This is a genomic window from Mycobacteroides franklinii (assembly GCF_002013895.1).
Taxonomy (GTDB): Bacteria; Actinomycetota; Actinomycetes; order Mycobacteriales; family Mycobacteriaceae; genus Mycobacterium; species Mycobacterium franklinii.
In genome coordinates, this window is sequence record NZ_MAFQ01000001.1 from 168,213 (window position 1) to 190,232 (window position 22,020).

General features: G+C 64.3%; 20 protein-coding genes. 15 read left to right on the forward strand and 5 right to left on the reverse strand.

The window, feature by feature from the left end:
- The first annotated feature begins 68 nt into the window (after positions 1–68).
- The 8 genes from B4393_RS01030 (at position 69) to B4393_RS01065 (ending at position 8,392) form a co-directional block, all read left to right on the forward strand.
- On the forward strand, positions 69–1,538 hold the full coding sequence (locus tag B4393_RS01030) for an aldehyde dehydrogenase (protein WP_078332575.1): 1,470 nt from the start codon (positions 69–71) through the stop codon (positions 1,536–1,538).
- A 13-nt stretch (positions 1,539–1,551) separates the two neighbouring features.
- Complete coding sequence (locus B4393_RS01035) at positions 1,552–2,313, forward strand: SDR family oxidoreductase (RefSeq protein ID WP_078332576.1); 762 nt, start codon at positions 1,552–1,554, stop codon at positions 2,311–2,313.
- On the forward strand, positions 2,310–3,161 hold the full coding sequence (locus B4393_RS01040) for an NAD(P)-dependent oxidoreductase (RefSeq protein ID WP_078332577.1): 852 nt from the start codon (positions 2,310–2,312) through the stop codon (positions 3,159–3,161). Before B4393_RS01035 ends, B4393_RS01040 begins: the two co-directional genes overlap by 4 nt.
- Positions 3,154–3,537: a carboxymuconolactone decarboxylase family protein gene (locus tag B4393_RS01045; protein WP_078332578.1), complete on the forward strand. Its 384-nt coding sequence runs from the start codon at positions 3,154–3,156 to the stop codon at positions 3,535–3,537. Before B4393_RS01040 ends, B4393_RS01045 begins: the two co-directional genes overlap by 8 nt.
- A complete protein-coding gene (locus tag B4393_RS01050) occupies positions 3,530–4,753 on the forward strand; it encodes a hypothetical protein (protein ID WP_078332579.1) in 1,224 nt (407 codons plus the stop codon). Before B4393_RS01045 ends, B4393_RS01050 begins: the two co-directional genes overlap by 8 nt.
- 43 nt (positions 4,754–4,796) lie before the next feature.
- On the forward strand, positions 4,797–6,293 hold the full coding sequence (locus tag B4393_RS01055) for a carboxylesterase/lipase family protein (protein ID WP_078332968.1): 1,497 nt from the start codon (positions 4,797–4,799) through the stop codon (positions 6,291–6,293).
- A 46-nt stretch (positions 6,294–6,339) separates the two neighbouring features.
- A complete protein-coding gene (locus B4393_RS01060; protein ID WP_078332580.1) occupies positions 6,340–6,927 on the forward strand; it encodes a DUF5701 family protein in 588 nt (195 codons plus the stop codon).
- Between the two features lie 67 nt (positions 6,928–6,994).
- Positions 6,995–8,392, forward strand: coding sequence for a hypothetical protein (locus B4393_RS01065; protein WP_078332581.1), 1,398 nt, complete (start codon positions 6,995–6,997; stop codon positions 8,390–8,392).
- On the opposite strand, the gene B4393_RS01070 is transcribed toward B4393_RS01065, so the two are convergent.
- Entirely contained in the window at positions 8,375–9,283 is a 909-nt protein-coding gene (locus B4393_RS01070; RefSeq protein ID WP_078332582.1) for an oxygenase MpaB family protein, read from the reverse strand. The two genes, B4393_RS01065 and B4393_RS01070, sit on opposite strands and share 18 nt — an antisense overlap.
- Positions 9,284–9,422: 139 nt before the next feature.
- On the opposite strand from B4393_RS01070, the gene B4393_RS01075 reads away from it, so the two are divergent.
- Positions 9,423–9,857 carry a hypothetical protein gene (locus B4393_RS01075; protein ID WP_078332583.1) on the forward strand — a complete coding sequence of 145 codons (435 nt, stop codon included), beginning with the start codon at positions 9,423–9,425 and terminating at the stop codon, positions 9,855–9,857.
- Between the two features lie 75 nt (positions 9,858–9,932).
- Here B4393_RS01075 and B4393_RS01080 read toward each other — a convergent pair whose 3' ends face one another.
- Genes B4393_RS01080 through coaA form a run of 3 tightly spaced genes read right to left on the reverse strand, consistent with a single transcriptional unit; the run spans position 9,933 to position 13,028 of the window.
- A complete protein-coding gene (locus B4393_RS01080; protein ID WP_078332584.1) occupies positions 9,933–11,615 on the reverse strand; it encodes a GMC oxidoreductase in 1,683 nt (560 codons plus the stop codon).
- A gap of 41 nt (positions 11,616–11,656) precedes the next feature.
- Positions 11,657–12,055, reverse strand: a complete 399-nt coding sequence (locus tag B4393_RS01085) for a nuclear transport factor 2 family protein (RefSeq protein WP_078278977.1) — start codon at positions 12,053–12,055, stop codon at positions 11,657–11,659.
- Positions 12,056–12,095: 40 nt separating this feature from the next.
- On the reverse strand, positions 12,096–13,028 hold the full coding sequence (coaA, locus tag B4393_RS01090; RefSeq protein ID WP_070936163.1) for a type I pantothenate kinase: 933 nt from the start codon (positions 13,026–13,028) through the stop codon (positions 12,096–12,098).
- Between the two features lie 85 nt (positions 13,029–13,113).
- Here coaA and B4393_RS01095 point away from each other — a divergent pair, with 85 nt between their 5' ends.
- From B4393_RS01095 to B4393_RS01120, 6 genes are all read left to right on the forward strand, one after another.
- Positions 13,114–14,322 carry a DUF885 domain-containing protein gene (locus B4393_RS01095; protein WP_078332585.1) on the forward strand — a complete coding sequence of 403 codons (1,209 nt, stop codon included), beginning with the start codon at positions 13,114–13,116 and terminating at the stop codon, positions 14,320–14,322.
- 21 nt (positions 14,323–14,343) lie between these two features.
- Positions 14,344–15,801 carry a glycine hydroxymethyltransferase gene (locus B4393_RS01100; RefSeq protein ID WP_109420617.1) on the forward strand — a complete coding sequence of 486 codons (1,458 nt, stop codon included), beginning with the start codon at positions 14,344–14,346 and terminating at the stop codon, positions 15,799–15,801.
- A 129-nt stretch (positions 15,802–15,930) separates the two neighbouring features.
- Positions 15,931–16,737, forward strand: a complete 807-nt coding sequence (locus B4393_RS01105) for an acyl-ACP desaturase (RefSeq protein ID WP_078278971.1) — start codon at positions 15,931–15,933, stop codon at positions 16,735–16,737.
- A gap of 326 nt (positions 16,738–17,063) precedes the next feature.
- On the forward strand, positions 17,064–18,377 hold the full coding sequence (locus B4393_RS01110; RefSeq protein ID WP_078332586.1) for a PhoH family protein: 1,314 nt from the start codon (positions 17,064–17,066) through the stop codon (positions 18,375–18,377).
- A 33-nt stretch (positions 18,378–18,410) separates the two neighbouring features.
- A complete protein-coding gene (locus B4393_RS01115) occupies positions 18,411–19,277 on the forward strand; it encodes a polysaccharide deacetylase family protein (protein WP_109420555.1) in 867 nt (288 codons plus the stop codon).
- Positions 19,278–19,279: 2 nt separating this feature from the next.
- Complete coding sequence (locus B4393_RS01120; protein ID WP_078332587.1) at positions 19,280–21,637, forward strand: penicillin acylase family protein; 2,358 nt, start codon at positions 19,280–19,282, stop codon at positions 21,635–21,637.
- Between the two features lie 60 nt (positions 21,638–21,697).
- Here the strand turns inward: B4393_RS01120 and B4393_RS01125 are convergent, their stop codons facing one another.
- A complete protein-coding gene (locus B4393_RS01125) occupies positions 21,698–21,907 on the reverse strand; it encodes a CsbD family protein (RefSeq protein ID WP_078332588.1) in 210 nt (69 codons plus the stop codon).
- Between the last annotated feature and the right edge of the window lie 113 nt (positions 21,908–22,020).

Sequence of the window (22,020 nt, forward strand, 5' to 3'; positions counted from 1 at the left end):
TGGGATTTGCGCGGTTATGGTTTGTGAGTACGGAATGGACAAGTGTCCAGAATTGGAGACAAGGTGAGATGACGCTTCTGGCCGATGGTGACAGTGAACTGTTCATCGACGGAAAGCTGGTCCCCGGAGGCGCGGGGCGCTTCCCCACGGTGAACCCGGCCACCGAGGAGGTGCTCGGAACCGCTGCCGATGCCGACGCCGACGACATGGGCAATGCCATCGAGGCGGCGCGCCGCGCATTCGACGACACCGACTGGTCGCGGGATGTGGGGCTGCGCGTGCAATGCCTTCGTCAGCTCCGCGAGGGGATGAAGGCGCACATCGAGGAATTGCGAGAGCTGACCATCGCCGAGGTGGGTGCACCGCGAATGCTGACCGCCGGCGCGCAGCTGGAAGGGCCGGTAGACGATCTGCGGTTCGCCGCCGATACCGCCGAAACCTTCGATTGGAACGCTGATCTCGGGGTCGCCTCACCCATGGGTATCAAGACTCGGCGCACTCTCGCGCGCGAAGCGGTCGGCGTGGTCGGGGCGGTGACGCCGTGGAACTTTCCGCATCAGATCAACCTCGCCAAGGTGGGCCCGGCGCTCGCCGCAGGCAACACCCTCATACTCAAGCCCGCCCCGGACACCCCGTGGTGCGCGGCGGTACTGGGGCGAATCATCGCCGAGCACACCGACTTTCCGCCGGGCGTCGTCAACATCGTCACCTCCAGCGACCATCGGATCGGTGCGCAGCTGTCGACGGATCCCCGGGTGGACATGGTGTCATTCACCGGCTCCACCACCACCGGACGCACGGTGATGACCGATGCCGCCGCCACCGTCAAAAAGGTCTTCCTTGAGCTCGGCGGCAAGTCGGCGTTCATCGTGCTCGACGACGCCGACTTGGGTGCGGCCTGTTCCGTCGCCGCCTTCACGGCGGCGATGCACGCCGGGCAAGGGTGCGCCATCACCACCCGGCTGGTGGTGCCGCGTGCACGATACGACGACGCGGTGCAGGCAGCTGCTGCCACGATGGGCTCACTGAGGCCGGGGGACCCCACCAAACCAGGAACAATCTGTGGGCCCGTCATCTCGGCGCGCCAGCGTGACCGGGTGCAGTCCTACCTGGATTTGGCTGTCACCGAGGGTGGTTCGTTCGCCTGCGGTGGTGGTCGGCCCGAAGGCAGGGATCGCGGGTTTTTCATCGAGCCCACCGTGGTGGCGGGTCTTACCAACGAGGCGCGGGTGGCACGTGAGGAGATCTTCGGTCCCGTGCTTGTGGTGATCGCGCACGACGGCGACAACGACGCGGTGCGGATCGCCAACGATTCGCCGTACGGACTGTCCGGGACGGTATTCAGCGGGGATGACGAACGCGCCGTCCGCGTTGCGTCCCGTCTACGGGTCGGAACCGTGAATGTCAATGGCGGCGTGTGGTATTCGGCTGACGTGCCATTCGGAGGCTACAAGCAATCGGGCAACGGCAGGGAAATGGGTGTGGCCGGTTTCGAGGAATACCTGGAGACCAAAGTCATTGCGACGGCCGTGAAATAGGAAGGATCGTAACGTGAGTTCGACTGGGCAGTTTGAGGGCAAGGTCGCCATTGTCACCGGCGCAGCACAGGGCATCGGTGAGGCATACGCGCATGCGCTGGCCCGTGAGGGTGCTGCGGTAGTGGTCGCCGATATCAACGCCGAATTGGGTGAGGGCGTAGCCAAACAGATAGTCGCCGACGGCGGCAAGGCCATTTTCGCCAGTGTGGATGTCTCCGATCCTGACTCGGCAATTGCCATGGCAGATAAGACGGTCGCCGAGCTCGGCGGCATCGATTACTTGGTGAACAACGCCGCGATCTATGGCGGTATGAAGCTGGACCTGCTGCTCTCGGTGCCCTGGGATTACTACAAGAAGTTCATGAGCGTGAACCAGGACGGGGCTCTGGCGTGCACGCGGGCGGTCTACAAGCACATCGCCAAACGCGGCGGCGGCGCCATCGTCAACCAGTCGTCGACGGCGGCGTGGCTGTACTCGGGTTTCTACGGGTTGGCCAAGGTCGGCATCAACGGTCTGACGCAGCAGCTGTCACGGGAGTTGGGTGGTCAGAAGATCCGCATCAACGCCATCGCGCCGGGGCCCACCGATACCGAGGCCACCCGCGGCACCGTGCCCGAGCAGTTCCGCAGTGAGCTGGTCAAGAACATCCCGCTCAGCCGCATGGGCACTGTCGACGACATGGTGGGCATGTGCCTATTCCTGCTGTCGGACAAGGCATCGTGGATCACCGGCCAGGTGTTCAACGTCGACGGCGGACAGATCATCCGGTCATGAACCTGGGATTTATCGGTCTGGGAAACATGGGTGCGCCCATGGCCCGGCGGCTCGTGGACTGGCCCGACGGTCTCACGGTCTTCGACCTGCGGGCCGAGGCCATGTTGCCACTGGTCGAGGCAGGCGCCCGGGCGGCGGATAGCCTCGCCGATGTCGCGGACGCCGACCTCATCAGCGTGACGGTGCTCGATGACGCGCAGGTGCGTGAGGTGGTGGGCGAGCTCGCGCCGAAGGTCAAGCCCGGAACCATCATCGCGATCCACTCCACGATCAGCGATTCGACCGCGGTCCAGCTCGCGCATGAGCTGGCCTCCCAGCAGATTCACGTTATCGATGCGCCGGTGAGCGGTGGCGCACCCGGCGCACACAAGGGCGAGCTTGCCACCATGGTGGGCGCCGATGAGCAGACCTTCGCTCGGATCAAGGAGCCCTTCTCCGCGTGGGCATCGTTGGTGATCCACGCCGGAGCCCCGGGCGCGGGCACCCGAATGAAGCTGGCGCGCAACCTGTTGCATTTTGTGGCGTTCACCGCGGCGGGCGAGGCACAGCGCTTGGCCGAAAGCTGCGGGCTGGACATCACCGACCTGGGCAAGGTGGTACGTCACACGGATGCCATCACCGGAGGGCCGGGCGCCATCATGCTGCGGGACACCACCGAACCGGTGACATCCGAAAGCTTCTGGTTGCCGATTCTCACCCATGTGCGGGGCCTCGGCGAGAAGGATCTCAGCCTGGCGTTGGCGCTGGGCGAGGAGAAATCGGTGGAACTGCCGCTGGCGGCGCTGGCGCGAGAACGGTTGGCGGCAAGTCTCGGTGTGCCACACAGTGAAGGAGCAAGCAATGGATGACGTGCGGCGCCAGGGCCTGGACAAGATGAAAGAGGTCTACGGCTGGGATATGCCCGATATCCCAGGCGACTACTTCAAATACACGATCGAGCATCTCTTCGGCACCATCTGGACACGCCCCGAGTTGTCGATGCGGGATCGCCGGCTGTTGCTTCTCGGTGCGGTGAGTGCTCTGGGGCTTGACGAAATCCTGGAGATCCAGACGGGCGCAGCACTGAGGAACGGTGAGCTCACCGAGGCCGAGCTGCGTGAGGTCGCCATCTTCATCACGCACTATGTCGGCTGGCCGCTGGGCCAGCGGGTCAACAAGCATGTCGAGGTGGCCGTGGCACAACAGAATAAAGCCAAGCGCGCGAAGGAATCCTCGGGTGACTAGCCGATTTTCCGGGCTGTCGCGGGACCAGTTGGCGACTCTGGTTCCGGAGCTGCTGCTGATCGGTCAGCTGATCGACCGCTCCGGAATGGCATACTGCATACAGCATTTCGGCCGTGAAGAGATGCTGCAGGTTGCCATCGAGGAATGGGCGTCATCCAGCCCGATCTACACCCGGCGCATGCAGAAGGCGCTGCGGTTCGAGGGCGACGATGTGATCACCATCTTCAAGGGCATGCAGCTCGATATCGGGGCGCCGCCGCAGTTCATGGACTTCCGCTATACCGTGCATGACAAGTGGCACGGGGAGTTTCATCTCGACCACTGTGGTGCGCTGCTCGATGTGGAACCGCTGGGGCCCGACTATGTGACGGGGATGTGCCACGACATCGAGGACCCGACCTTCGATGCGACGGCGTTCGCCACCAACCCGCACGCCCAGGTACGGCCGATTCACCGGCCCCCGCGCGCCCCGGCCGATCGGCACCCGCACTGTGCGTGGACGGTGACCATCGACGAGTCGTATCCGGCCGTATCGGGCATCCCTGCTTTGGAAGTCGTCGGCCGATCTGTGGCCGCCGGTTGGGAATTGGACGGTATCGACACATCTGAGGTGGGCGCCTCGGACTACTCCGGGCCGCTGCTATCGGATCTGAACTTCGGTTCCTTCTCGCATTCTGCGCTGGTGCGGATCGCGGACGAGATTTGTCTGCAGATGCATCTGCTGTTCCTCGGGTTCTCGGTCGCCGTGCGTAAGAGGGCGTCCGATGCGGAGCTGGCCCGCACCGTCTGCACCCAGCAGCTCATCGGACTCGCCGGTGTCGCAGCGGCGCGGATCAAGCACGCGCTGCAGATGCCGGATGGCATCGAAGGGGTCTTGCGAGTGCTGGAACTGCATCCGCTGTTGAGTCCCGTCGGATATGTGAACGCCGAGATCTCCGGCGGACAGCTGCATGTGTGGGAGTCGCCCGCACACGAGGATGCGGCCTGGATCTCGCTGTGCGGCCCCTCCGAAGTCAGGCCGTTGCAGGCCATCGCGACGGCGGTCGACCCGCATATCGGCGTGCAGGTGGCGGGAGATGCAGCGGATTGGGTGGCCTCCTTCGTCGAGCATGAGGGCGAAGACACGCTGCTGCCTGAGGTGATGATCGCCAATGTCAGCGGGGGATCGCGGTTCGTCTTCGAGCCGCGCAAGTCGCTACCGCTGACCGTGGTCTGAGGCGCCGATGACAAAGGGCTCGAAAGACATTGCGCGGGTTCCGGTGCGGGTGCAGACCGCGAACGGCGTGGTGGAGGGTTTCCGCGATACCGGCGTGCGTGGTTTTCGCGCCATACCGTACGCCGAGCCCCCGGTGGGTGCGTTGCGTCTGCGCAGCCCGGCGCCCGCGAAGCCCTGGGCTGGGGTGCTGCCCTGCGATTCCTGGAAATCGGCGTCCCCGCAGAAACGTATCTACGTACCGCTCTCGATCAACAGGTTCCAGGCGGTCAGCGAGGACTGTCTGACGGTGAACGTCACCGTCCCGGATGAGACCTCCGGGGAGGCTCTGCCGGTGATGTTCTACATCCACGGCGGCGCCTATGTTTTGGGCAGTTCCGCGCTGGCCTTATACGACGGCGCCGATCTTGCACGGCGCGGCTGTGTCTTCGTCTCGGTGAACTATCGGGTGGGGGCCTACGGGGCCATCGACCTGTCTTCGCTGTCGGATGACCGGCACACCATCGACAGCAATCTGTACCTGCGCGATCTGGTGCTGGCACTGCAGTGGGTGCGCGACAACATAGCGGCCTTCGGCGGAGACCCCAACACCGTCACGATCTTCGGCGAAAGTGCCGGGGCACATTGTGTCCAGATGCTGGTGACGGTTCCGACGGCTGCCGGGCTGTTCCAGCGCGCGATCTGCCAGAGCACTGCCAGCGGAATGATCCACACCCGGGATGAGGCGGCGGCCACAGCGCGCCGGCTCGTCGGGTATCTCGGTGTCGACCACCGCGGCTCCGCTGGGGCGGTCATCAATGCCAGGCCGCGTGATCTCGTGCGGGCCACACACCGGCTACTCACCGCGAAAACCCGGGAGTCGGCCTTCTCGCTGGGTGTGGGCCCCAGCATCGACGGCGAGGTTGTACCCGATGACCCGATCGCGATGATGGAACGCGGTGAGGCGCACCGGGTCCCACTCATCATCGGGTACAACGCGGAAGAGGTCCGGTTGTTCAACCGACTGCTGACCCGGGTGATGTCGGTGTCCCGGTTCGACGCACGTGCTGTCGCGGGAACTCTCGGTGCCCTCGGCCCGGAGGCCGCGAAGCGGGTGATCAGTTCCTACGAGGGCTATCCGTCCAAGGCTGCTTTAGTGCGTCTCATGGGGGACGCGATGTTCGGCTCGGAGGCCTGGCGCGTGGCGCAGGCGCACAGCCGGCATGCGTCGGTCTACTTCTACCGGTACGACTACGCGCCGCGCCCGCTGCGGCGTTTCGGGCCGGGGGCTGCGCACGCGACGGAACTGTTCGCGGTGTTCGGCCTCTTCAAGCGCTGGCCCGCGTTGGCCGGGAAAAGAGATATGCAGGACGCGTTGGCGCTCACCGAGGACATTCAGAGCCGTTGGCTCGAGTTCTCACGCACGGGCATCCCGGGCACCGAATGGCCGGTCTACAGGGAGCCGGAGCACGCCGTCATGGTGTTCGACCAGCATCGGCGTATCGACCTGGACCCGCATCGTGTGCAGCGGGAGTTGTGGCGCGATCTCAGCCGCGCAGCCTGAGCGGTCCTCGCGGGAACTTGGCGGGAGACCGCTACGTTGACGGTCAATGCCAGCTGCTCAGGATGAATTCGACCGCCAGCTCGCCCATCTGACCGAACGTGGATACCCAGTCGACGACTGCGCCCCGGAGCTTCGTACTCGGGTCGCTGATCTCCCCTCGTCCGCCGTCGATCCCGACGATCACGTTCCGTTCGTTCTCGTCGTCCCGGGAATCAGTTATGAGCAGACCGCACCGCTGATGAGTATCAACGGTCGCAATGGGTTTCACGTCATGGAGGACGGCGACGTCGATGTGTACCAACCGGCCGTGGAGATCCCGACACGGGCCTACCTACTCTCCGATATCGACACCGGTAGCGAGTTCTGCAACGTGACGCCGGAGCAAGCGGTTCAGGCCATCACCGCCCGGGGACGCACACCGCTCACCATCGACGAAGGCATCGCGCTGGTGATATCGCGGCCGGACATGTTGCGTAAGAACAAGTGTTTCTCGCTTGCCGCGTCGCGGGGCAAGGGGCAGCGTGTCCCCGCGATCTGGATATCGGATGGGCGGCCCAAGCTCGGCTGGTGCTGGGATCGCAATCCGCATACCTGGTTGGGGACGGCTTCGTGCGGGGGCCGGGTTGTCGCGTAGATCGCCCCGTGTCGAGCTCGATAGCCAGGGGTGACACGCCGACTTGGCACCTGTCACACTATGAGTAATGGTGGCGATGTCGGCACTGGTTTTCGGGCTCAGCTGGTGGCTGGGTCTGTATCTGCTCGCGCGCAACCCCCGCAAGCCCGTCCTGGTCCTGGCGGCCATCGGACTGATCGGCTACTCCGTCGTCGTCGCGCTCGACGCTATCCGTGTCACGCCCGGTTCCGATGCCGAACTCCTGGGCCGCATCGAGGTATTCACTGCAATTGTCCCGAGCGTGGCCTGGCTGTTGGTGCTGCTCGAACTCACCAATAGCGGTGATCGGTGGCGTGATCGCGCCGCCATGGCCGTGCCCGGCGTCGTCCTGGCGGTGGCCCTGCTGGTGGGCGCGTCGCTGGCGGGAACCATCGCGGGCCCGGCGCAGCTCGGCCATTGGATCATGTTCTGTGCCAATGGGACCGCCGCCATCGGTGCCGCCATCCTGTTGTTCCGCCGGCGCGCCTCGATACCCGGCTCGGCACGTGGTGTCGTTCTCGTCGCCACCATGTTCTTCACTCTCGGGGACGCCCAGCTGATCATCCCGCTCGGCATTGTGCCCAGCTGGCTGGCATTGGCCTCAACCGGCTTCGACCTGGTGCTCCTCGGATTGGGCGTCGCGCTCTGGGACGCCTTCGACGAGGGCCAGGCATTGCGAGGCGACATGCTGCGCTCCTTTGTCGCCTCGATTCTTGTGGGGGCATTGTTCGGTGCTCAGGCCATGATCGGCATGGCCGTCGTCGGCCAGTCTGTCGCGTTGGTGGTGCTGTTGTTCACCAGCGTCGGTTTGTCGGTCTGCATCCAGGTCCAATCGGGTCCCTTCGCCGACTTCCTTGACCGCCTGGCATTCTCGCGGTCTCCGCAGCTGCGCCAGGAACGCTCCGAGCTACGCAACACCGAGGCCGCGTTGCCGCTCAAATCGGCATCGCCTATCGCGGGAATCGATGATGAGAGCTTCACCCGGCTCACTCGGCGTGCCCTCAGCCATTACGGCGATCTCGCCAAACTCGTGGCCAGCCCGCTGGCCGCCCTGCCGGTCATCGACGAGCGGCTTACCGATCGCGGCGCCTCGGCGCAGCCCGTCGAACGCGCCAATGAGCTCAGGGCGGTGCTCGCTGAATCCATCTCGCGGCTCAAACCCCGGGACGACGGGGACTTCGGCACCACCGATCAGTGGCGCTATTACAACGCCCTGTACTTCCCGTACGTCATGGGTGTGCGGGCGTATGCGCAAGGCGCGACGGCCGCGGGACTGGACCCGGTGTCGCGTCAAGCGTGGCAGTGGCTGGTCACCGAGGTACCGCAGCGTTCTCTGCACAACTGGCAGAACGCCGCGGCCAAGCTCATTGCCGCGGACCTGCGCGCGCAGAGCGTCCCGGTGCCCAATGGTGTTCGTACCAACGGCTCGTCACCAGTTGCGCGGTAGCCGGCCCCGCTCTCGTCGCCATCCGGCATGGCTGCCCGGATGCCATCGCCACGAGGTCGGGATGAAGGGCCACACCAGCGGCACGGCGCCCAACAACGCCCGGTAGGCCGTCTCGTCCGCCAGGTTCCACCGGATCCCAAAACGCTTGCGTACCTGGGGTGGAAGGCCGCCGTAGATGGTGAGCCGTAGCGGAGGCGCCAACGCCATCCGCATCGGGGTGGTGGGTAGCGCGAGTTTGGCGGCGGGCTTCAGGTATGAGGCCACGGGTAGGTAGGGCGACTTGCTCATATCGGGAACGGCACGCCCCTCGATGACCTTCATCAGGTAGTCGGCGGCGGGATTGGGGGTGAGCACCTCATCGCAGTAGCGGTCCCACTCCTGTTGGAACGCGGCCCTATTCGTCGGCAGCGGCTGCTCGCTCATCGCGTAGCGGCGATACCATTCGACGCCTTCCTGGTAGAGCTGCTCGCGTTCGGCATCGGAGAGTTGATAGCGGGAGTATCTGTCTATGGTCTGCTCGACCATCACCTGGAACGTCGCGTGGGCCCACCAGAAGGTCGTCGGGTTCAGCGCGTGATATCGGACGCCGTCGGGCTGGATTCCCTTGATGTCTCGGTGAAAATCACGCACCTTCACCCCGGTACCGGCAGCGGGCTCGTCATAGACGGTGCCGAGGATTGGGGGCAACGATCGGAACACTCTGTCGACGGGGTCGGCGAAGAAGTTTGAGTGCTCGATCAGTGCGTAGCCGATGGCCGGATCCATCGTTTGCAGGAGCCCGGCGGTACCGCCGGTGAGGGCGATCCGCATATCGCCGGCCCAGCGCCATAACAATGAATGACGCCCCAGCTGTGCGCCGGGCGCAATAGAGATGACATCCGCTGTTGTCATCCTTTGATGATGGCACACTGTGCGGGCAATTGGCAGAAATTGGCAGTGCCGAATGTCGAGATGGCAGTACATCGGCGGCAACGTAGGGAGCGTTCAGAGTGTCCCGAACGTCCAGACGGAACTTTCCCAAGGAGTCCCCATGTCCATAGCTTCAGACAACGCCTCGGTACTGCGTACACGATTTGCCCGGCCCGACTCACTGCTGCGGTTCGGTATCGGCGTGGACGGCATCGCCACCGGGACGGTTGCCGTCGTACTTTTGATCGCGGCAAAGTGGCTCGTCGAGCCGCTCGGCCCATCGCTCGGATTTCAGATCGTGCATGCCGCCGCCCTCATGGGATACGGCGTGCTGGCCTTCGTATTGAGCCGGGCCGACAGGTCGAAGCTGCCCGCGATCGGCATCGCGTATATCGCGGGCAATCTGCTGGCCACCGCGATCTATGTGGCGGCAGGCGTCATGAAATGGGTGCCGCTGACCACTGCCGGTGTGACGCTGTGCATCGTATTCGGCATCTACACCGCCGTCATGGCGGACATCCAATTCATGGGACTTCGGCGTCTGCGCTCCGCGTAGCCGCCCATATGCTCACCCGATTCCGCGGTGAGCCGGTGCCGGGCCATCTCTCATGGTGGCCCGGCACCTTCATGTCTAGACCGGCGTCAGCGGCAAGCGCAGCGCGCCGGGTGCGGACTCCGGAACGGTCGGACGGTTGGGCTGCACCGGGAAGACGCGCTTGTAGGGCGAGCCCAGCGCCGGCCGTGGATCGAGCTCACCCTTGTTGGGCCAGAACGCCATTGCGCGTTCGGCCTGGGCGGTAATGGTGAATGACGGATTCACCCCCAGGTTGGCCGAGATCGCCGAACCATCGGAGACATACAGCCCGGGATATCCGTAGACCCGTTGGTACGGATCGATCACGCCGGTCTCGGGAGAATCGCCGATAGGGCAGCCGCCGATGAAATGCGCCGTCAGCGGGATGTTCATCGAATCCAGGTGGGTGCTGCCCGCGTAGCCGTCGACCTTGTCGGCCATCCGCCGTGCGACGTCGTGCGCGACCGGGATCCAATCCGGGTTCGGTTCTCCCGAGCCCTGTTTGGTGGTCATCTTCTTGCCGAACAGCCCGCGCTTGAGATAAGTGGTCAGCGAGTTGTCCAACGACTGCATCACCAGCACGATGATGGAGTGCTGCGCGGCGCGGTAGGGGAACATCGATCGGAACACCATGGCAGGGTGTCGCACGTTGGCCAGCCAGGTGCGCGCGAAACGCCACGGGCCGCCGTCAACCATGTTGGTGCCCAACATGCTCAGGAAGGTCGAGCCTTCCCCGTATCGGACCACCTCGACATGGGTGTTGGGTTCAGGGTGGATCGACGAGGTAATGGCGACGCCTTGCGAGAAGTCGTCGCGGGTGGGGGAATAGACGATGGGCACGGATTCGGAGTTGGTGCGTGTCTGTTCGCCCAGGCGATCCGACAGGTTGGGCAGTGACCCGGAATCCTTGAATTTGTGCAGCAGCCGCTGTGTTCCCAGCGATGCCGCCGAGAACACCACATGCTGTGCGGTGAACGTGCGTTTCTTCTTGCGTACCAGCCGCCCGGTCTGTTTGGTGCTGACCACATAGCCCTCACGATCCTGAAGGGGCCGCACATCGAGCACCTCGGTCAGCGGATGTATTTCTGCGCCAGCGTGTTCCGCGAGGTACAGGTAGTTGGTCTCGGTGGTGTTCTTGGCGTTGTGCTTGCAGCCGGTCATACAGGCAGCACAGCCGATGCAGCCGGAGCGTTCGGGGCCGGCGCCGCCGAAGAACGGATCCGGCACGGTCTTGCCGGGCTCATCGCCGAAGAAGACGCCGACATTGGTGGGGTGGTAGGTGTCCTCGACGCCCAGGTCCTTGGCGACAGCGAGTAGCACCTCATCGGGTGGCGTGGTGTGCGGAGTCTGCGCGACTCCGAGCATCCGGCTGGCCTGGTCGTAATAGGGCGCCAGTTCGGACTTCCAGTCGGTGATGTGTGCCCATTGCTTGTCGGTGTAGAACTGCTCCAGCGGCTCGTACAGGGTGTTGCCGTAGATCAGCGATCCACCGCCCACTCCCACCGCGCTGGCAATGAAGGTCTTGCCCAACACGGTAAGTCGCTGCGGTCCGAAGCACCCGAGCGCGGGTGCCCACATCGCCTTGCGAACGTGCCAGTTGTTCGGGGGAAAATCCTCGCGTTTCCAGCGTTTTCCCATATCAAGTATGCCGACTCGGTAGCCCTTTTCGGTGAGGCGGAGGGCCGCAACGCTCCCACCGAAACCGGACCCGATGACGACTACGTCGTAGTCATAGTCCATGGCGGTCAACCTACTGGTTGGTCGTGAGCTGTGGGGTGAAATCAGCCTTGCGCTTGGGCTAACGCGGCGCGCATCTTCTCGTGTAGCAGATTGATGGCCTGCAGCGGACGGACCATGACCTTGAACTCCACGATCTTTCCGGCATCGTCGCAGGTGATGATGTCGACTCCGTTGATGTACTTGCCGTCCACGGTCGCCTCGAACTCGAGTACCGCGGTGTTCCCGTCCAGGACTTCCTTGGTGTAGTGGAAGTTGTTATCGGGTCCGGCAAGCGTGGCGAAGGCTGCCAGCAAGTACATGGCGGTGATCTGCTTGCCCTGCTGTGGGGTGAACACCACGGGAGAGTAGAAGGCCGCATCCTCGGCCAGCAGGTCATTGAGCGCTTCCGGGTTGGCGCCGGAAATGATGCCGTGCCAGGTTTCAACCACGTTGTTGATCATGCGCCGAATATACCATTCGGTCTACTTAGCGCAAGGCGACCTATAGCTTGCGCAGGCGCAGCCGGTTGATCGAGTGATCGGCATCCTTGCGCAGCACCAGCGTTGCGCGTGGCCGGGTCGGCAGGATGTTCTGCCGCAGGTTCGGCAGGTTGATCGAATGCCAAATCTCCTGTGCGGCAAGGGTTGCTTGCTTGTCGGACAGCTTGGCGTAATGGTGGAAGTGTGAGGACGGATTCGCGAATGAGGTGGAGCGCATCGCCAGGAAGCGGGAGATGTACCACTGTTCGATGTCCTCGATGCGGGCATCCACGTAGATCGAGAAATCGAACAGATCCGAGACCATGAGCGTGGGCCCGGTCTGCAGCACGTTAAGGCCCTCGAGAATCAAGATATCGGGTTGCTCCACAACGTGTTTCTCGTTCTTGATGATGTCGTAGAGAAGGTGCGAGTACACCGGCGCGGTGACCTCCCGTGCACCGGATTTGACCTCGGTGACGAACCGTAGCAGCGCACGTCTGTTGTAGCTCTCAGGAAAACCCTTGCGGTGCATGATGTTCCGCCGGGAGAGCTCGGCGTTGGGGTAGAGGAATCCGTCTGTGGTCACCAGGTCCACCCGGGGATGGTGGTCCCACCGGGCCAAGAGCGCTTGCAGCACACGGGCTGTCGTCGACTTGCCGACGGCAACGCTGCCCGCCACCCCGATGACAAAGGGAACCAGACGGTCCGGGTGCTGGTCTCCCAGGAACGTCGCCGTCGCGGCGAACAGCCGCTGCCGGGCGGCCACCTGGAGATGGATGAGACGGGCCAGCGGCAGATAGACCTCGGCGACCTCGGTCAGGTCGATCTGCTCGCCCAGGCCACGCAGGCCGATGAGCTCTTCTTCGGTAAGAACCAGCGGCGTGGATTTGCGCAGCGCGCGCCACTGTTTCCGGTCGAACTCCACGTAGGGGCTCGGCTCGCTCAGCCGCGGCATGGATGAGCCGCTCGCGCGAAGACCGACGACATGAAGGCAAGTCTTGCAGGAAGCATTCGTGAACGCGGCACTAGGGTTGTGTGACATGGGCGATAACGGCGAGTCGAAGAACAGTGTCGTCACCGAATATCTGCTGCTCGGGCTGCGATTTGACCGCATCGAAAGCGGATATGTCGACTCATTCACCGGTGATCCCGCGCTGCGGCGGCGTGTCGAGAACGAGCCCACCCCCAACCCCGCCGAACTCGCTCGCCAGGCCGGCGCGCTGCGGGCGGAGCTGGCGGCAAGCGACCTCGACGGGGCGCGCAAGGCCTTCATCGACACTCACCTGAAGGCACTGGCCTGTGCCGGGCGCAAGTTCGCCGGCGAAGACATCGGATTTGTCGACGAGGTGCATGACTACTTCGACGTGCGCATCGCCAAGGGGGATGAGGAAAATTACCGCCAAGCGCACCGTGCCTTGGAAGCCGTTCTGCCCGAAGGCGGTTCGCTGCTGGAACGCAAGACCGCCTACGACCGTCTCCAGGAGATCGATCCGAACCGGCTGCAGGAATGTGTGGACGCCTTCTCCAGTGCGCTGCGCGACCGGGTGCGTGCCGACTTTCCGCTGCCGGACACCGAGACGGTCACGTACGAGGTTGTCAGCGACAAGCCGTGGTCGGGCTTCAACTACTACGAGGGCAACTATCGCTCGACGGTCGCCGTCAACTCCGACCTCAAGCAGTACCTGAACAACGTGCCCGCCCTGATCGCCCACGAGTCCTACCCGGGACACCACACCGAGCACTGCCGCAAGGAGGCCGGCCTGGTGCGAATCGGAGAACAAGCGGAGCAAACGATATTCCTGGTCAACACGCCGCAGTGCCTGATGGCAGAGGGGCTCGCCGACCTGGCGCTCTATGCGGCCGTCGGCGAGGACTGGGGCCTGTGGGCCCAAGAGATCTACGCCGACCTGGGGCTGCGCTTCGATGGCGAGCAGGCGCAGGCCATAGGGCGAGCGCGCGCCGGGCTGATCAACGTCAGACAGGACGCTGCGCTCATGCTTCACGACGAGCATCGCGATGCCGAGGAGGTCATCGCCTTCCTCAAACGCTGGCTGCTGGTGCCCGACGAGCGAGCCCGGCACATGCTCACATTCCTGTCCTCGCCGCTGTGGCGGGCGTACATCTCCACCTACGTCGAGGGCTATCAATTGTTGAAGGGATGGCTGGACCGTCGCCCGCCGGAGCAGTCACTGACGACCCGCTTCGGCAGGCTGCTCGATGAGCCCCTGGTGGCGTCCACCCTGGTGTAGCCGCCGACTAGGCTGATGGTCATGACGACTTCAGCCTCCAGCGATATCGCGCAGGGTGCGCAGTATGCCGAGACCGCCAGTGCCGCCTACCAGTCGGCCCTGCAGGTCATCGAGACCATCGAGCCGCGCATTGCGGACGCGACCCGCAAAGAGCTTGCCGACCAACGCGATTCGCTCAAGCTGATCGCCAGTGAGAACTACGCCTCGCCTGCCGTGCTGCTCACCATGGGCACCTGGCTGTCGGACAAGTACGCCGAGGGCACCATCGGTCACCGCTTCTACGCCGGTTGCCAGAACATCGACACCGTCGAGTCGTTGGCCGCCGAGCACGCCCGCGAGTTGTTCGGGGCGCCGTACGCGTACGCGCAACCGCACTCGGGTATCGACGCCAATCTCGTTGCCTACTGGGCAATCCTGGCTACCCGGGTGGAGGCGCCGGCGCTGGCGGAGAAGGGCGTGCGCAACGTCAACGACCTGTCCGAGACCGACTGGGAAGAGCTGCGCCACCAGTACGGCAATCAACGGCTCATGGGTATGTCGCTCGACACCGGCGGCCACCTGACCCACGGCTTCCGCCCGAACATCTCGGGCAAGATGTTCCACCAGCGCAGCTACGGAACCGACCCGGAGACGGGCTTGCTGGACTACGACGCGCTGGCCGCGGCGGCCCGCGAGTTCAAGCCGCTGGTGTTGGTGGGTGGGTACTCGGCCTACCCGCGCCGGGTGAACTTCGCCAAGATGCGCGAGATCGCCGACGAGGTGGGCGCCACCCTGTTCGTGGACATGGCGCACTTCGCCGGCCTGGTGGCCGGAAAGGTGTTCACCGGCGACGAGGACCCGGTGCCGCACGCCCACATCACCACGACCACCACCCACAAGTCGCTGCGCGGCCCGCGCGGCGGCCTGGTGCTCGCCACCGCCGAGTACTCCGATGCCGTCGACAAGGGCTGCCCGATGGTGCTGGGCGGGCCGCTGTCGCACGTGATGGCCGCCAAGGCCGTCGCCCTGGCCGAGGCACGCCAGCCCTCGTTCCAGGCGTACGCGCAGCGTGTCGCCGATAACGCCAAGTCGCTCGCCGAGGGTTTCCTCAAGCGCGGCGCACGCCTGGTCACCGGCGGCACCGACAACCACCTGGTGCTGCTGGACGTGCAGTCCTTCGGGCTCACCGGGCGACAGGCCGAATCGGCACTGCTGGACGCGGGCGTCGTCACCAACCGCAACGCCATCCCGGCCGACCCCAACGGCGCCTGGTACACCAGCGGCATCCGCTTCGGCACCCCGGCACTCACCAGCCGCGGATTCAACGCCGATGAGTTCGACAAGGTGGCCGAGCTCGTCGTCGACGTGCTGTCCAACACCGAGGCCGACGGCACCTCGAAGGCCAAGTACACGCTTGCCGACGGAGTCGCGGACCGGGTCAAGGCCGCCTCGGCTGAGCTGCTGGCGGCGAACCCGCTGTACCCGGGTTTGACTCTCTAGGGTCCAAAGTCACCCCGCGAGCGAGCATTTAGCCCTACGATTTTCGGCGATTTCTGAGGGCTAAACGCCAGCTCGCGGGGGTTGGCGCGGCGATTTCACATTTTTCTCTCACCGAGTTACTGTTACCGCATGGCACAGAAACCTGTACCCAATGCGCTGACTCTCGAGCTGACGGATGTCGTCGCCGAGAACATCGATCGCCACCGCGACACCGCGGAGCTTTGGTACTCCCATGAGCACGTCCCCTACGACGAGGGCGAGAACTTCGCCTTCCTGGGTGGACGCGACTGGGAACCCTCTGACGTCAAGCTGCCCAAGGCCGTGGTCGACGCCATTCAGATTCTGTTGATCACCAAGGACAACCTGGCGGGTTACCACCGCGAGATGGTCGAGCATTTCTCGCTGGAGATCATCCCGTGGGCGGACTTCATCGGGCGCTGGACCGCCGAGGAGAACCTGCATGCCATCGCGCTGCGCGAGTTCCTCGTGGTGACCCGCAACGCCGACCCCAATGCCGACGAAGACACCCGGCTGGCGCATGTCATGAAGGGCTACCGGGCCGACTCGTACAGCCAGATCGAGACGCTGGTGTTCAACGCGTTCTTCGAGCAGATGCATGCGGTGTTCGTCCAGAACCTGGCCGCGCAGACCGACGACTCCGTGCTCAAGGGCCTGCTCGCCAACATCGAGAAGGACGAGCGCCGCCACGAGCAGATCTTCAGCAACATCGTGCTCGAATGCCTGCGTCTGCACCCTGAGGACACCATCGCGGCCATCAAGGCCCGCGCCGCGGAGCTGAAGGTCATCGGCGCTGATATCGACGGTTACGAGGACAAGATCGCCACCGTGGCCGAGGCCGGAATCATCGACGAGGGCACCGTGCAGGCCGTGGTGCGCGAACTCACCGACAAGTGGGGCGTCACCGAGCGGCTCTAAAGCTTCGCCGAGTGTCGCCCTCTGCGGGGGCGCTTGTGTACTCGTGTGACAACTCGACACTCGCGCGAAATGCGCGTTAACCCGGTGTTAGTCAACACGCTTGATTCGGTGCGCGGCATCTGTGGGTAGGTGCGAGTAGCGTCAAAAGCGATGGCTAGCGACATGCTTTGCTATCCGGGAGGTACTGATCGTGGCGAGAGCGACAGGACCGGCCCCGGTCCTGATGTGGACGGTCTCATGAGGCGTCCACACACGGTACCGACCGCGTCCACGACAGATCGCGTGTGGTGCCGCACGGATGTCAGGAGCGCTCGGTGACTGCTTCAATGAACCCTGGGACAATCCGTACCTATGTGCTCGACACCTCGGTGTTGTTGTCCGACCCTTGGGCCACAAACCGATTCGCCGAACATGAGGTAGTGATCCCGTTGGTGGTGATCAGCGAGCTGGAAGGCAAGCGTCACCATCACGAGCTGGGTTGGTTCGCCCGCACTGCGTTGCGGATGCTCGACGATCTGCGGCTAGAGTACGGCCGTCTAGATCAGTCCATTCCTGTTGGGACACAAGGTGGTTCGCTGCATGTCGAGTTGAACCACACCGATCCCTCGGTGCTGCCGGTGGGCTTCCGCACCGACTCCAACGACTCCCGGATCTTGGCGTGCGCGCTCAACCTCGCCGCCGAGGGCAAGCTGGTTACGTTGGTGAGCAAGGACATTCCATTGCGCGTCAAGGCGGGCGCGGTGGGATTGGCTGCGGACGAGTACCGGGCGCAGGACGTGGTGAACTCGGGCTGGACCGGTATGGCTGAGCTGGACACCACCGCCGAAGTCATCGACTCACTCTTCGAGTCCGGTGAGGCCGATCTGGAGTCGGCGCGCGATCTACCGTGCCACACCGGAATCCGTCTCCTGGGTGGAACCTCGAGCGCTCTGGGTCGCGTCAACGCGGACAAGCAGGTGCAGTTGGTGCGCGGTGACCGTGAGGTATTCGGATTGCGCGGCCGGTCCGCGGAACAGCGTGTGGCACTGGATATCTTGCTCGACGAGTCGGTCGGCATCGTCTCCCTCGGCGGCAAGGCCGGTACCGGTAAGTCGGCGCTGGCGCTGTGCGCCGGACTCGAAGCGGTGCTGGAGCGGCGCAGTCACCGCAAGGTCGTGGTGTTCCGTCCGCTGTACGCCGTGGGCGGCCAGGAACTGGGCTACCTGCCGGGCAGTGAGAGCGAGAAGATGGGCCCGTGGGCGCAGGCCGTCTTCGACACTCTCGAAGGGCTGGCGTCACCCGCAGTCATCGAAGAGGTACTCGCGCGGGGCATGCTCGAGGTGCTCCCGCTGACGCACATTCGCGGTCGGTCCCTGCACGACTCCTTTGTGATCGTGGACGAGGCGCAGTCCCTGGAGCGCAACGTGCTCCTGACGGTGCTGTCGCGACTGGGTACCGGCTCCCGAGTGGTGCTGACACACGATGTGGCGCAGCGCGACAACCTGCGTGTCGGTCGTCACGACGGCGTGGCCGCGGTGATCGAGAAGCTCAAGGGGCATCCGCTGTTCGCGCACGTCACGCTGGTGCGCAGCGAGCGCTCACCCATCGCAGCGCTGGTCACCGAGATGCTGGAGGAGTTCGGCCCCGGGCTCTCCGCGTAATGCCGGTATGAACCGGCTACTACGCTGTTGAGCGTGCTATCAAAGCGTGACGTCTTTCGTTGGACGATGGTCGCGGCCGCGGTGGGAAGTCTGATCGCGGCCGCGATCGTCGTCACCGATAAGCAGCGCGCCTTCGCCGAGCCGGTGGACTGCCAGCGAGAGAAGTGTGTTGCGCTGACATTCGACGACGGCCCCAGCCCGTTCACCGACCGGCTACTGGCCATCCTGCGAGCCAACGGCGCGCACTCCACCTTTTTCGAAATCGGCAACAAGGTTCAGCGTGATCCGGCAGGCGCCAAGCGGGTGGTGGACGCCGGGATGGAGCTCGGCAGTCATACTTGGGAACACCCCAACATGACGACGGTCCCACCGGAGGCAATCGCGGGTCAGCTGAGCAAGGCCAGCGACGCCATCGAAGCGGCCACCGGACAGCGTCCCAAGCTGTTCCGCACCGCCGGCGGCCTGATCAACGACCAGGTGCTCGCCGAGGCCAAGAAGCAAGGCCTGGCCGACATCAACTGGGATGTCATCCCATTCGACTGGGCCAACGATTCGAACACCGACGCCTCCCGGGCGATCCTGATGTCACAGATCAAGCCGGGATCGGTGGTGCTTTTCCACGACACCTATTCGAGCACAGTCGATCTGGTTGAGCAGTTCTTACCGGTGCTGACGGCCAACGGCTACCACGCGGTGACCGTCACGCAGATGCTCGGCCCACGCGAACCCGGCACCAGCTACGGCAGCAGGGAAAACGGTCCGCCGGTCAACCTCCTGAAAGATATTCCGGCATCGGAGATTCCGCCGTTGCCGAACACTCCGTCGCCGCTGCCCGCCACCAATATCCCCATCACCGACCTGCCCAATCAGGGTGCGGGCGGGCCGACTGTCGGGCAGTAGGGGTGCGTCTCGTCGCTTTGGTGTTGATCACGGCACTTCTGGTCGGACCCGCCAGCGTCGTACTTCCCGCCCCTCAACGCTATTCGGCGACGATCAGCCGGGACGAACGCGGTGTTCCGCATGTCAGCGCCGATGATTGGGGCTCGCTGGGCTATGGCACCGGGTACGCGTTCAGCGAGGATCGTGCCTGCACGCTGATCGACCAGATCGTCAAGGTGCGCGGTGAGCGCAGCAAGTGGTTGGGGCCGGGAGTCAACAATCGCAATGTCGATATGGACTTCGGTTACCGTCACCTCAAGCTGTGGGAGAACGCACCCAAGCGCTGGGCCGATCAGCCGGTCAGAGTGCGTGAACTGGTCGACGGATACGTGGCCGGATTCAACGAGTCGCTGGCGGTGAACGGTGCGAACGGCGGCTGGTGCGACGGCGCCGGTTGGGTTCGCCCGATCACCGCGCAGGATCTGTACGCGCACTTCTCCGATGTCATGATGACGGTGTCCAGCACCTCCATGATCACCGAAATCGGCAGGGCGCAACCACCGTCGGGCACGTCGGCACCCCATCCGGGTGCGCTGCCGGCTCCACCGCCCATCGGAAGCAACGGGTGGGCACTGGGCTCGGAACGCTCCACCACGGGCGGCGGTCTGCTATTGGCCAATCCGCACTATCCGTGGACGGGGGAGAACCGTCTCTGGGAGGCGCACCAGAGCATTCCCGGGCAGCTCAACGTCTACGGCGTCGCGCTCTCGGGAATGCCGTTGATGCAGCTTGGATTCACCGATGCGGTGGCGTGGACGGCGACCGTGGCGGCCGGGCGCCGCTTCGCGCTGTATCGCTACGACCTCGATCCGTCGGACCCCACCGCGTACTACGTCGACGGCCACCGTCAGGCGATGACCCCCGATCCCATCACCATCGAAGTCGCCGGCGATCATGGCATTTCACCGGTGAGCCGCACGCTCTACACCACCAAACACGGTCCGGTGGCCGACGTGGACACCGTGGGCTGGACCCGCACGCAGGCCGTTGCGTTGGCCGATGCAAACGCCGAGACCAACACCATGTTGTCGCAGTACCTGGGCATGGCCACCGCGCACTCCATGGATGAGTTCCAAGACGTCTTCCGTGCGAATCGCGGTGTGCCATGGATGAATACCGTCTCGACCAGCGCTGACGGCCGTGCCTGGATCGTCGACAGCTCGGCCACGCCCAATTTGTCCAAGGATGCCCTTGCCGCCTGGGCAGTCGACCGCGAGAAGCCGGGCCTGATGAGGGATGCCTATCGCTCCGCGGGCATGGTGGTGCTCAACGGATCCCGGTCACTCTTTGATTGGGCTGAGGATGAGAACGCCGCGGCGCCCGGGCTCATCGGATATGACCACATGCCGCAGCTGGAACGGCGCGACTACGTCTTCAACGCCAATGACAGTATGTGGCTTGCGAATCCAGATCAGCTGCTCACCGGCTATCAGCCACAGCAGGGCGGTGAGGGGTGGATACTGTCACCCCGGACCAAGACCAACGCACGCCTGCTCGCCGAAAACAGTGGCAAGTGGTCGGTCGACGATGTAGGTGCCGCATTGTTCTCCGATCGCGCGGTTCTCGCCGATCAGCTGCGCGTGCCCCTGGTGCGGGCCTGTACCGCGACCAAGGTTGTCGACGGTGTCGATCTCGCGCCGGCATGTTCCGCGCTGGCAGGCTGGGACGGCAGATTCACCAAGACCGCGCGTGGGGCCGTCGTATTCCGCGAATGGCTCTCCCGCTTCACCGCCGCAGAGCGTAAGGACCGGGGCAGACTCTTCGCGGATGGCTTCGATCCAGCCAATCCCATTGGCTCACCCTCGGTTCCGGCCGCCGATGTCAAGCCCTGGCTCACCGAACTGGCGGCCGCCGTGCGGCTACTGCAGCGGGCCCGCATCCCTGTCGACGCCCCGTTGGGAAATCTGCAGCGCGAATTCCACACCGGTCGTCTGTTGCCGGTTGGCGGTGGAACAGATATCGAGGGTGCTGCCAACGTCGTGGATTGCTGTTCCTGGGGCACTACATCTGAGCCGCAGCCCAATCCCGGCGAACGACTGGAACCGGGTACCGAACTGCGCGCCATCCCGGAAGCCTCGGGGGTGCTCAATGGTTACCCTATCCAGGAGGGCGACAGCTTCATCATGGCGCTGCAATACGGCCCCGACGGGCCGGATGCGAAAGGCCTTCTGGTCTACGGAAACCCGGATGATGCGAGGAATCCGGCCTATTACGCGGGGGCTCAGGCCTTCAGTGCGGAACAGCTGCGCCCGTTGGTCTTCACCGCCGATGACGTCGCCAAGGAGGCGGTCTCCACGGTGACCATATCGCGGCCGCGTTGACAGCGTCAGGACCGGCGCGGGCGTGTGCTCACCGTGCCGGCCCCGACACCAGGGCGTGAATTACTTGCCGGTCAATTTGTCTTTGACCGCTTCGACGCCTTCTTTCACTTTGTCTGCAGCATCAGAGATCGCCTGCTTCGCGGAGGCGATTCCCTGGTCCGCCTGACCCTCTGCCTTGAGGTCGTCGTTGTCGGTGGCCGCTCCAAAGGCCTCTTTCGCGCGACCTTTCAATTCTTCGGCCTTGTTCTTTGCGTCGTCGGTTATTCCCATGGTGTGGAACCCTTTCCGTTGGGCGGTGCTGGGTCGTTACTTAATCCCGGGGGCAATCGCTCGATTCACGTTTGCTCCCAAGTTCTTTCATCCATCTCATCCCGCATTGATGC